General features: G+C 66.7%; 9 protein-coding genes, 4 pseudogenes and 1 CRISPR repeat array. Of the genes and pseudogenes, 5 read left to right on the top strand and 8 right to left on the bottom strand.

Annotated features, from left to right (window positions below; translation table 11 throughout):
- Positions 1-12 precede the first annotated feature (12 nt).
- The 3 genes from ABZ348_RS03105 to ABZ348_RS03095 all read right to left on the bottom strand — a co-directional run bounded on the left by ABZ348_RS03105 (position 13) and on the right by ABZ348_RS03095 (position 1,425).
- Positions 13-369 carry a hypothetical protein gene (locus ABZ348_RS03105; protein WP_358928705.1) on the bottom strand — a complete coding sequence of 119 codons (357 nt, stop codon included), beginning with the start codon at positions 367-369 and terminating at the stop codon, positions 13-15.
- 32 nt (positions 370-401) lie between these two features.
- On the bottom strand, positions 402-956 hold the full coding sequence (locus ABZ348_RS03100; RefSeq protein ID WP_358928703.1) for a TetR/AcrR family transcriptional regulator: 555 nt from the start codon (positions 954-956) through the stop codon (positions 402-404).
- Positions 957-1,071: 115 nt separating this feature from the next.
- Positions 1,072-1,425: a tetratricopeptide repeat protein gene (locus tag ABZ348_RS03095; protein WP_358928701.1), complete on the bottom strand. Its 354-nt coding sequence runs from the start codon at positions 1,423-1,425 to the stop codon at positions 1,072-1,074.
- 130 nt (positions 1,426-1,555) lie between these two features.
- On the opposite strand from ABZ348_RS03095, the gene ABZ348_RS03090 reads away from it, so the two are divergent.
- The 3 genes from ABZ348_RS03090 (at position 1,556) to ABZ348_RS03080 (ending at position 4,447) form a co-directional block, all read left to right on the top strand.
- Entirely contained in the window at positions 1,556-2,521 is a 966-nt protein-coding gene (locus ABZ348_RS03090) for a pirin family protein (RefSeq protein WP_358928699.1), read from the top strand.
- A 1,137-nt stretch (positions 2,522-3,658) separates the two neighbouring features.
- On the top strand, positions 3,659-3,859 hold the full coding sequence (locus ABZ348_RS03085) for a hypothetical protein (protein ID WP_358928697.1): 201 nt from the start codon (positions 3,659-3,661) through the stop codon (positions 3,857-3,859).
- A gap of 279 nt (positions 3,860-4,138) precedes the next feature.
- A complete protein-coding gene (locus tag ABZ348_RS03080) occupies positions 4,139-4,447 on the top strand; it encodes a hypothetical protein (protein WP_358928695.1) in 309 nt (102 codons plus the stop codon).
- Between the two features lie 556 nt (positions 4,448-5,003).
- A CRISPR array of direct repeats spans positions 5,004-5,276; the repeat unit is 29 nt; unit sequence GGGAACATCCCCGCATGCGCGGGGACCAC.
- A 113-nt stretch (positions 5,277-5,389) separates the two neighbouring features.
- On the opposite strand, the pseudogene cas2e reads toward ABZ348_RS03080, so the two are convergent.
- Positions 5,390-5,760, bottom strand: a pseudogene (gene cas2e, locus ABZ348_RS03075) (type I-E CRISPR-associated endoribonuclease Cas2e).
- Positions 5,757-6,170, bottom strand: a pseudogene (locus tag ABZ348_RS03070) (type I-E CRISPR-associated endonuclease Cas1); the annotation flags it as partial. The pseudogenes ABZ348_RS03070 and cas2e, both read right to left, overlap by 4 nt.
- A gap of 275 nt (positions 6,171-6,445) precedes the next feature.
- Between ABZ348_RS03070 and ABZ348_RS03065 the strand changes: the two are divergent.
- Positions 6,446-6,685: pseudogene (locus ABZ348_RS03065) on the top strand (IS5/IS1182 family transposase); the annotation flags it as partial.
- A gap of 142 nt (positions 6,686-6,827) precedes the next feature.
- Here ABZ348_RS03065 and ABZ348_RS03060 read toward each other — a convergent pair.
- From ABZ348_RS03060 to ABZ348_RS03050, 3 genes and pseudogenes are all read right to left on the bottom strand, one after another.
- On the bottom strand, positions 6,828-7,655 hold the full coding sequence (locus tag ABZ348_RS03060; protein WP_358928693.1) for an APH(3'') family aminoglycoside O-phosphotransferase: 828 nt from the start codon (positions 7,653-7,655) through the stop codon (positions 6,828-6,830).
- Between the two features lie 481 nt (positions 7,656-8,136).
- A complete protein-coding gene (locus tag ABZ348_RS03055; RefSeq protein ID WP_358928691.1) occupies positions 8,137-8,700 on the bottom strand; it encodes a hypothetical protein in 564 nt (187 codons plus the stop codon).
- A 308-nt stretch (positions 8,701-9,008) separates the two neighbouring features.
- Positions 9,009-9,404, bottom strand: a pseudogene (locus tag ABZ348_RS03050) (transposase); the annotation flags it as partial.
- A 327-nt stretch (positions 9,405-9,731) separates the two neighbouring features.
- Between ABZ348_RS03050 and ABZ348_RS03045 the strand changes: the two are divergent.
- Positions 9,732-10,322 carry a hypothetical protein gene (locus tag ABZ348_RS03045; RefSeq protein WP_358928689.1) on the top strand — a complete coding sequence of 197 codons (591 nt, stop codon included), beginning with the start codon at positions 9,732-9,734 and terminating at the stop codon, positions 10,320-10,322.
- The last annotated feature ends 209 nt before the right edge of the window (positions 10,323-10,531 follow it).

The raw sequence follows: 10,531 nt of genomic DNA, 5'->3' as shown, positions 1-10,531 counted from the left end.
CGTTCCTTCGCGTCAGCGGGCGGGAATGGCCCCTTCCACCAGGGCCACCGTGGAGCGGGGGTCTTGGACCTCGACGACCAGACGCGCATAGGGCTCGTCGACCAACTCGATCACCACGGCCCTCGCGGCGTCACGGACGTCCCAGAACACCTTGCCGTCCTTGCCGTGAAAGGTGCCCGAAGTGATCACACCGGGGAAGTGGGTGCCGGGCGCCCGCAGCCCCTTGGGCTCCTTGACGATCCCCGGGTCGGCGGTCGCGCCGCGAACGTGCTCCAGCGGGATGACGAGCCGGCTCTTGAGCGCCCAGACCTTCCCGAGTCCTTCCATCTCCACGATCAGTCGGCCGTCTTCGATGCTGACACGGGCCATCGGTGCTCCTTGGAACGAAGGGGTGGGTGGGGTCAGGGGTGAGGGGTCAGGTGCTGCACCAACGCGGCCCGGACCTCGTCGGCCGCTCGGCCGGTCTGCGGACCGGTGGACCTGGTACGGATGCGCAAGCCGAGGAGCAGACCGGTGAGGGCGACCGCGAGCGCCGGAGCGGACGCGTCCTCCTGCCGGGTAGTCGGTGCTGCGGCCGTGTCCAGCGCGGCGAAGGCACCGCCCACCAGAGCGGCTACCTCGTCGTCCACCGGTGCCCGCTCGATCGCGGCCAGCAGGAGCAGATCGAGCCCGGACCCGCTCACGGCGGTGTCGAGCGCGTCGCGCACGCCCTCGGGCGTGCCGCGAGCCGCGGACAGTCGGTCGATCAGCGGGGCCACCTGGTGCTCCAGGGACCAGCGCAGTGCGGTCAGATACAGACCCCGCTTGCTGCCGAAGGTCTTGTACAGACTGTTGCGGTGCAGCCCCAGCTGGGTGACCAGGTCGTCGATGGAGATGCCGTCGTACGACCGCTGTGAGAACAGCTCGGCCGCCGACCGCACCACTTCGGTTTCGTCGAATCCTCTGGGGCGTCCCATGACAACGACCATAGGGGTTTAAGGAACGATCAGTCAAGAACGATCGTTCCTTAAACCCCAGATGGTGCTCCGGACGGTTCCCCGGGCTGTTCTCCAGACCCGGGGGTGCCGGCCCTCAGTCCGCGGGGTCGAAGCCCTCACCGGCCATGGCGGCGGCCATCCGCAGATGGGGAGCCGCCTCATCGGCCCGGCCCTGACGCTCCAGGGTGCGCCCGAGCATCAGCCGGGCGTAGTGCTCCACCGGGTCGAGCTCCAAGACGGCCCTCAGCTCCGTCTCGGCCCGGGACAACTGGGCCGAGTGGTAGTACGAACGCGCGAGCAGCAACCGCTGGGCGACCTGTCCGGGCGCCTCGTCGATCAGGCCGCGCACGATCCGTGCCGCGGTCTGGTACTCCTTGGCGTCGAAGAACATCTGCGCACGGTCCCACCGCTCGGCGGCGGTGCCGAACTCGTAGTAGGTCTCGCTCACTGGTTCCTCACTCCTCGGAGTCTGGTGCTGTTGCTGTCGACGGCGTCAACGGAATCAGGTCAGTTGAATATTCCACTACTGTTGTGGAGGGTTTGATCCTCCCCGCACGCACAGGAATAGGTTGAGCGTCATGAGCAATCTCGATCGTCAGGCCGCCCCCTCCGTCTGCGGCGGTCGCGGGTTCGTCGTCGCCGAGCCCGTACGCGAACTCCTCAGCCCGCGTCGGGTAGCCCTGGGTGAATCCACCGAGGTCCGCAGGCTGCTGCCCAACCTCGGCCGCCGCATGGTCGGCGCCTGGGCCTTCGTCGACCACTACGGTCCCGACGACATCGCGGACGAACCCGGAATGCAGGTCCCGCCCCATCCGCACATGGGCCTCCAAACCGTCAGCTGGCTCCACGAGGGGGAGGTGCTCCACCGGGACAGCACGGGCAGCCTCGCCACCATCCGCCCGCGCGAACTCGGTCTGATGACCTCGGGCCGGGCGATCAGCCACTCGGAGGAGAGCCCCCGCTCCCACGCGCGCGTTCTCCACGGCGCACAACTGTGGGTGGCCCTCCCCGATGCCCACCGGCACGTGGAGCCCCACTTCCAGCACCACACGGCCCTCCCACAGATCACGGCACCCGGCCTCACGGCCACCGTCATCCTCGGCGACATCGACGGCGCCGCCTCACCCGGCACCACCTACACCCCGATCGTCGGCGCCGACCTCACCCTCACCGACGGCGCCCGCCTCGACCTACCGCTGAACCCGGACTTCGAGTACGCGGTACTCGCCATGTCGGGCCAGGTCCGGGTGGACGGCGTACCGCTCACCCCGGGATCCATGCTCTACCTCGGATGCGGTCGCCGCGAACTCCCCCTCCTGGCCGAATCGGACGCCGGCCTGATGCTGCTCGGCGGAGAGCCGTTCGAGGAAGAGCTGATCATGTGGTGGAACTTTGTCGGACGTACACAGTCGGAGATCGAGACCGCCCGCAAGGACTGGATGGAGGGCTCCCGCTTCGGTGAGGTGAAGGGTTACGACGGGGGTCCGCTACCCGCTCCGGAGTTGCCCCCACTGCCCTTGAAGGCCCGGGGAAGGGTGCGCTGACCTGCGGTGATGCTGCCTTTCGATGCCGCTGGCTGATTCGGCCGGCGGCATCATTTTTTTGTGCGCGGAACGCCTGGCCCGGTGGTGCCTGGCTGGCTCTGAGCGGGGGTCCCCGGGCTGGCGAGGATTCCCGTCTGTGGGCGGCTGTGGGCACCTCTGGGCGGACTCTTGCTGACCTCATGCTGACTTTGCTGACGATTCGTCAGTCGAAGTATCGGCTCGCACGGGCTGGTCCAGGAGTTGGCTAGGCGTTTGCAGATGCGATGGCTGTCGGATGATGCTGACCTCGTGATGGGGCGGGGGCTCTGAGGTGGAGCTGAGGTACAAGGGTGGAGGGTGTTTCTTGTATGTATCTGACAATGATCCCCGGCCTGTTGTGCGAGCAGCGTTGCTTCTGTCCGGCGCACGCCGTTCGGGTTGCGGAGGCTCGTCCTGGGTGCTGGTCGAGAGCCGAGGGGCGGACCTTGACTGTGGGGGAGAAGGGCGCGGGGCGTCCTGCCGCAGCTTGACGCGTCCCGAGACATTGGGCTCGTTTCACTGGCGTGGCATTCGTGGGGCCGCGCCTCTGTGAGGAGACTCCTCGCGTGCGACTCGGCTGTTCGACCATGCCGAACCCGATCCCGGAGTCACTGATTGGCCCCTCGCCCTCGATCAGCGAAGGTCGGGTCTCCTCGGCGTGTTGCCAACCCTGTACTTCGGAATGTGTGATTGGGCGCTCTACAAGGCAGTTCGACACGGCCGTGCACTCCACATGGTGCGTCATCGGGAAGAGATCGACACCGACGGTGCTGGGGGAAGTAGCAGGTCAGAGGTCATTTAGTGTCGTCTCTCGCGGAAGATTTTGGGGCCTGAGCGTCATGCGAGTGTCAGGAGGCAGGAGGGGTAGTTAGGGTTCCGGAGCCTGATGTTGCAGTCGGTCCAGTAGGGATGTCACTCTGCGTAGTGGACTTCGCCCGTTGGGGTGTAAGGGCGAAAGCCTCGGCGAAATAGTCCTCATGCCGGACGGGTTGGGCCCTGAAGCGATCTTGAGATGGGGGCGATGGGGCTGAGGCTGTTCAGCACGAAGCGCGGCATGACTGAGGTCATGCCGCGTCTGGCGGATGTCGAGGCGGGTATGCAGGGCCTGGTCGAGGCCCATTGGAGATCATGCTGGGGGTCCGGTTCCTGCCGAGCGAGTACAGCACCGGGCCGGTTCACGGCGGTCGGATCGACTCGCTCGGCTTGGACGAGAACGGTGCGCCGGTGATTGTCGAGTACAAGCGGGCGACGGACGCAGGTGTCATCCACCAAGGCCTGTTCTACCTGGCCTGGCTGATGGACCACAAAGCGGAGTTTTAACGCCTGGTGCGCGACCGGCTCGGCTCCGAGGCCGCCGGGCAGATCTTGTGGAGCGCGCCCCGCGTCATCTGTGTGGTTGGTGGTTTTAACCCGCTACGACGTGCACGCTGTGCGTGAGCATCGGCGCAGTATCGATCTGGTCCGCTACCGGCTCTACGGCGACGACCACATCGCCCTGGAGACGGTCGCCCGTTTCGGGGCACGTCGGCACGCCCCGCCACGCGGGGTGCGGGTTCCAAGCCAGGGATGTCGCCGGGCCGTGGTGCGGCCGAGGGGACGATGGCGGATCTGTCCGCGGTGCTGGGCGAGGTGCTGCTCGGGCTGGGGGCGATGTGGCGGTGCGGGCAGAAGCAGTACACCCCCTACCGGTGGCTGCGGAACGTCGCTTGTGTCCCGCCGGCGCAGCAGACGAAGGTTCTCGTCTACGTGAGGCTGCATTCGAAGGAGGTGGACCTCGTGCCCGACTTCACCCGGGATGTGACTGAGGTTGGCCATCACGGAACTGGCGACCTGGAGGTGCAGTTGCGCACCGAGCGCGAACTGGAGCGGGCCCGGGACCTGTTTGTCCTCGGCTACGCCGCGGCATAGGGAGGGCGCGGCTGGCATGCGGCAATGGGGCGTGCCCCTGGGCGGGGCGGATGTCTGTGGCGGTGCGATGTCCCGTGTCGGCGTGGTTGGACAGGACGTGGCGGTGGAGGAATCAATAGTCCGGCGGTTCCCGATTTCGCGAACCGTGGAACCGTCGGTATGTTGCGCCGGCCGTACGCATTCATGTGGCCTCATTTGCTGGTTGGGCTGGGGGCTCAGGGGCGGGGAACAGCGATACAGGGTTGCGACGAGGGCGCTCAGGACAGTGGTGGTTATGGCGGCTCGGCGGTGTCCGGTGGGGGTGACATCTTTCTGGCGGGTCGGGTGTGGGCCCGAGGCAGCCCTCCAGGCTGGGGGAGAAGTCACATCCTTCGGGGGCAGGCGGCACTGTAGGGGGATTTGTGCGCTTCGGCTGCAGGCGCCTCAGGGTGGCAACTTCCGTTGCGTCTATGAAAAGGACATGAGCGACGTATTCGTCTCTTCGGACTCTTCCTAAAGTTGGATGAATGACCTGCCTGGGATCTTTACCAATCCGCGAGTAGACGCCGGTCATGCAGGGAGCATCCCCGCATGCGCGGGGACCACGAGGAGCCCCCCAGGTCACCAAACGTCGGCCCGGGAACATCCCCGCATGCGCGGGGACCACGTGTTCCCGCCATCGGAGGCACCGGAGTTGGGGGGAACATCCCCGCATGCGCGGGGACCACCGAGCCTCCCCGCGGGCTGGGCATAGCGGGCTGGGAACATCCCCGCATGCGCGGGGACCACTTCAGAGCGCGATAGGCCCGGTTTGCCGTCGTGGGAACACCCCCGCATGCGCGGGGACCACACTTGCCCACCTGTGGTTCTATGTTGGGCAGAGCCTGTTTTTACTCACTACTGCAGATTGCGACCTAGCGGTCATATGGCAATCTTCTGGGTCGAATGATTCATGAGTCATCTCTACCGTCCCCCGAATCTCCGCCGCTTGGCAGCGTTGCTCCAACCTGAGCGGGGTTTCTGAGTGATACGGGCTCCCGGGCTCCTTCCTGTGGTGCTGCGAGGTTTGGACGTTGGATCAAGGTGAGGCCCTCATGGTCGGTGGGGTGCCAAGCATGGTCGTGGGTCTGGAAGGTGAAGCCTTGCCCGTTGTCAGTCTGGTGTACCAGGAGGGCACGGCCTTGGTTGACGTACTCACGAACTTCCGCCCAGAGAACGTCGCGTACACGCGCTGATGGGGTGCCCACGAAGACGCCGGGAGAGATCTCAAGGAGCCAGCGGGTGAGTAAGCCACGCAGTCCTGACGGGCAGTTGGCGAGGATGATGACGATCACCAGATGGGCTCGTCCCCGTAGTTGCGGCCACTCGGGACGTGTAGACCACTGTCGGACTGCAGGATCATCTGACCCCGAACCTCTATCGCTTCGCGGGTGCCGTCGTAGGAGAGGAGCTGTTTGATGTCACGTACGCAGCGGTTCAGCAGGCCCGTTTCGTTGATTCGGTCTCGCAGGGCCCGGCGGGTGCGCGAGGCTACGTCTTCTTCGCCCTCGGCAGCAGCATCGAAAGCTGCTGGGATCGCGACGTCGGTCTTGTAGAGGTCGGCCACGTCCACGACGAAGGAGCGTTCGTTGCCGGAGTGGACAAAACCCAACGCCGGCGAGCAGCCAAGTGCAGAAACAACCGTGTGGGCAATTTCGTACATGCACTGTCCGGCGGCGGTGATGCCTTGGTTGGGAGCGTCACCGCCGCGGACCGGGACTCCGCGTTCGACACGGCGGTCAACCTGCTCGACCGCCACCGCTAACCCCCGCCGCGCGGTTCGTCCCGGTCCGTCCGTGTCGGTCAGGGCGGCACCCGTACCCCTGGACACCCCAGGGCGCCCCCCCACGGAGGAGCGAACCGGTCGTGCCCGGGGCTGTGCGACGGCCCGGTCCCGCGGCCGGGGGAACCCAGGCGCCTCGGCATACTCTCAGCTGGACGGCGGCCCGGGCTGAGGCCCCCACCCGCCGCGAGGCGCCCACCGTGCGCCGGCCACCGACACCGAAGGCCTCTTCGGCTTGCCCCGCCGTTGGGCGGTGGAACGCTCGCTGTCGTGGATCATGCGGGCCCGCCGTCCCTGCCGTGACCACGAACGACCGCACGCCACTCATCACCTGGGCATCTATCACCCTGCTGACCCGCCGCCTCACCCGCAAACCCACCAGGAAATCAACGCGGCCAACCGCTGCTGTCCCCTCCCCACTGCCGATTGCGGCCTGACCGGCCGGCGTCCAGCCGCATTGCCGAGGGGCCTTTGCTGAACACCGTGTTGCCGAGCTGCCGTGCCTGCCGATTCCGGCCCGGCGATCGCGGTCGGGGCAGCGGTGGGATGGCGACTGGGACTGGGCGGGCTGACCGCCGCTCAGCCCCAAGTGAGCGGGTCGAGGTGGAGGTAGAAGCGCAGGCGGTCGTGGTCGAGGGAGATGCCGTACCCCTCGGCGAACGCCGTGTCCGCGTCCTGTGCCCGCTCTTCGTCCGGCCATGTCTCCCGCGCGTTGGCGAGCAGCAGGGCCAGGTCGGCGTAGCGGTCGGCTCGGCCGAGGCGGCCCAGATCGATGAAACCCGCCACATCCAGGGTCTGCGGGTCGAGGATGACGTTGGGCAGGCACAGGTCTCCGTGGCAGACGACCGTGTCGGCAGCCTCCTGTTCCCGTCGCCGCGTGACCTGCGGGACGAGGCGGGCCAGCAGCTCCGTGGCCGGCGTGTGCTGCTGCTCGACAGGGAGGAACTCCGGGTTCACCGTGCCACGGGTCACAACGTCGCGCGCTGTGGTGACCATCGCGTCCAGGTCCCGGCTGAACGGGCACCGCTGTACGGGCACGTCATGCAGCCCGCGGACCGCGTCCGTGATGCGTCCCCAGGCGGCTCGTAGGTCCGCGGCGGACACCTGGTCGGCGGGTACGCCGCCGACGGCACTGGTCACCAGGCAGGCCCCCGCGTCGCCGGAGCGCCAGCCGAGCACCCGTTGCCCGGGGACGCCCTGATCGCTGAGCCACGCGACCCGGTCGCGCTCGGCCTCCAGGCCAGCAGCTTCCGCTGCCACTACGCACTTGGCGTACCGGGTACCGTCCGCGCTGCGGAAGACGGCGGCTCCCGACTCACCCGCGGTGACAGGCAGCCAGTCGCCCTCACCTCCACCCGCACCCAACAGCACCGGCGAGACTTCCCGTGGTCCGCGACGATCACTCATGGAAGCCACTCTAAGCGGATGGATACAGTGAAGTTGCTGCCCGTCCCGCGCCCAACGAAGCCATGCCGGCATGAGCCGTCAACCGCTCTGTGTAGATCGCCGCAGGAGCTCCTGATCGGCGGCGCTACCTCCCTGCTGCATCCCGGATCGCTGCCAGCCACTGGGTCATATGATCCTCTGCCGAATTCAATTCTCCGGGGTGGCGGAAGACGCTATCCATGTGCTCCGTCACGACCTCGTTGAGCTTCTCAGTGAGGTGGTCGAAGGAAAGGTCCAGGCAGAAGCTGAGCATCAGTTGACCGGTGGACCTCGGCGACGGCGTGCGCTATCGCGGACTGCATCCGCACCCCCAGCACATCGAGCTTGAGCAGCCCGAAGATCCTCGCCGTCCTCCTTGTCGGCCTGGACCATCGGATACCCGCCGGGGGTCGGCTGCACCACGGTCTGCTGGAGGCGGGCCAAAGCGCAGAGGGAGGAGGCTTCAGCTGGATGTGGGGGTGGGGGTGACGCCAAGAGCCTTGCCCAGCCGGGCCATGACAGCCGAGTAGTCGGTGTCACCCTTCATGAGGGCGATCTTGGCCTTGGTGACCTGGGTGGCATCGTTGGCGGTGGAACCGGTGAGGCACTGGGTCGCGCCCTGCCGCAGGTTCGTGAGCGCCGAGGACCACAGTGCCTGGGTGGGCGGGTCGGGAATCGGCTCAAAATCCTTGATGATACTGAGGTCATGGTCAAGGTCTCTGCAGGCCGAATGGACATTCCTGAAGTCGGCAGGCGTGCTGGGGGCAATGGCCACGCTGCGCTTGAAGTTGCCGAGATCGCGGTCGAGGACGCCCATCCCCTGCTTGTGACGACCCTCCTCGAACCATGCGACGAGCTTGACCTGGTCATCCGCGGAGAGAGTCGGGGTATTGGCAGGGTGTGGTGTGCTGGCGACCGGAGACTTACGCGCGGATGACACCGCATCGCTGGCAGGCGAGCTGTCGCTGCACGCAGCAAGGGGGACTAGGGAAAGAACGATGGCCAGACGGAGTAACAGAGGACGCATGGAGACTCCCTTGAATGAAGATCTGAACACAGTAGCGCCGCGCCAGGTTCTCTGAGTCGGATCTCCTGCCCACTCCGGACACCGACGGGAACGCGGACCGAGAAGGTGCATCGTTTACTGGCGGCCTTGCCTTCCTCTCTACAGATGGCGCTGTCCAGCCTGGACCAGGTGATGAAGGTTTCCACAGGCCTTCACGCTTGGGTCCGCTCGCGGTTCGAGTGGTAGGGACGTTGTTCGGCCCACTCGTCGAGGAGGGTTGCGGTTGAAGCGCTCGACTTTGCCGATGCTCCTATAGCTGTCAAGGATGGTCAGGCTGCGGTTGTCAGGTCCTGTTGGGATGGCGGCTGGGTCGGGACGCGGGGGATGGGCAGGCGATAGATCTCGTGTGCGATGTGCCGTTTCAGACAGCGGATGATCTCGGTCTTGGTCTTGCCTTCGGCTGTCCTGCGAGCGACGTAGGCGTGTGTGCGTTTTTCCCAGGCCATGCGGGTGGCTGTGATCATGTAGAGGGCGTGGTTGCCCTGCCGGTCACCTCCGCGGTTGAGACGGTGGCGGCTGGTTTTGCCTGAAGAGGCGGGTATGGGGGCGACGCCGCAGAGATGGGCGAAAGCCGACCCGGAGCGGACCCGTTCGGGGTTGTCGCCGACGGCGATGAGTAGAGCTGCGACGGTCTCGGCACCGCTCCCCTTGACGGCCATGAGCTCGGCTGCTGCCTGGCTAACGAGCCGGTGCAGGTGCCAAGGCCGGGTTCCGGGACACGGAGCTGTACGAGCCGGCGGCTCCGTTGCCGGGGCACACCGAGGCCCTGGCAGTAGACCGGGAGTCGGATTTCTGACCGCGCCGACGTGTAGAACCTGTAGGCGAATGTCGGTCTGATGTGCGAGTCGCCGGGCCGCTGGTGTGTCCCCCCGTGCACCAGCGGCCCCATCCATAGACCCGCTTCCCGATCTTGCCCGAACGGCTGACGGACCCGTCTGCGCATGGCACTTTCGGTACCGCGCAGCGCAACAGTCATGAGCCGAGGGGGACTTATGCCCAAGTACGCCGAGACCGCGGAAGAAGCCGAGCGGCACCTGCGGGAGTACTGCGAGACGATCGGGTTCGACCCCGAGTGGATCAACCCCACCCAGTGGGATTCGTCGATCCGGATCGCGCAGGACAAGAAGTACGGCTTCGAAGAGGCCCGCAAGACCATCGACAGCGACAAGGCTGAGCTGGTCAAATCCGGCGCGAGGGACGCCCGCAAGGCCACGCTCGACGGGGACGCGAGCGGGCTGATCGCTGCGGTGGGCAAGCACTGGAGCCTGAAGGACACGCTCGTTCCGACGATACTCAAGCAGTGTGCCGCCGCCTATCTCGGCGGGGAGCGCGTCAACCTCGGCCTCGGCGGCTCCCCGATGGACGCGGACGCCTACGACGAGCTGCGCGGCGAGTGGACACAGGCCGCCGGGCTCGCCGGGGGCGGTATCTACACCAACTTCGTCAGCCACCCCCCGCAGGACAAGGCCGCGCTCGGCAAGGGCTCGGTCGGCGGTACGCTCGCCAAGCGGAAGGTGCAGGGGAACATACTGGTCAAGATCAACGGTGTGCGCTTCAACATGCACATCGACATCGCGGAGTAGGACGCCGTTCCGGCCGGAAGATCCGGGAAGGCCGGGCGGCATGACGGTCGGGCGCGGCCGTGGGACGGGCCGCGCCCGACCGTTGCCGTTGCCGTTGCCTTCCGGGGTGGTGCAGGACGCCGCCTTCCCGCTCACTGCTCCCCGTCTCCCGGCGGTCCGGTCGCCGGCCCTCGCCCCTGAGCAAACAGGGACACCTCAGCCCCGCTCCC

Source organism: Streptomyces sp. NPDC005963 (genome assembly GCF_040638655.1).
Classification (GTDB): Bacteria; Actinomycetota; Actinomycetes; order Streptomycetales; family Streptomycetaceae; genus Streptomyces.
The sequence above is the reverse complement of the archived record's forward strand: the minus strand, read 5'-3'. Positions and strand labels throughout refer to the sequence as shown.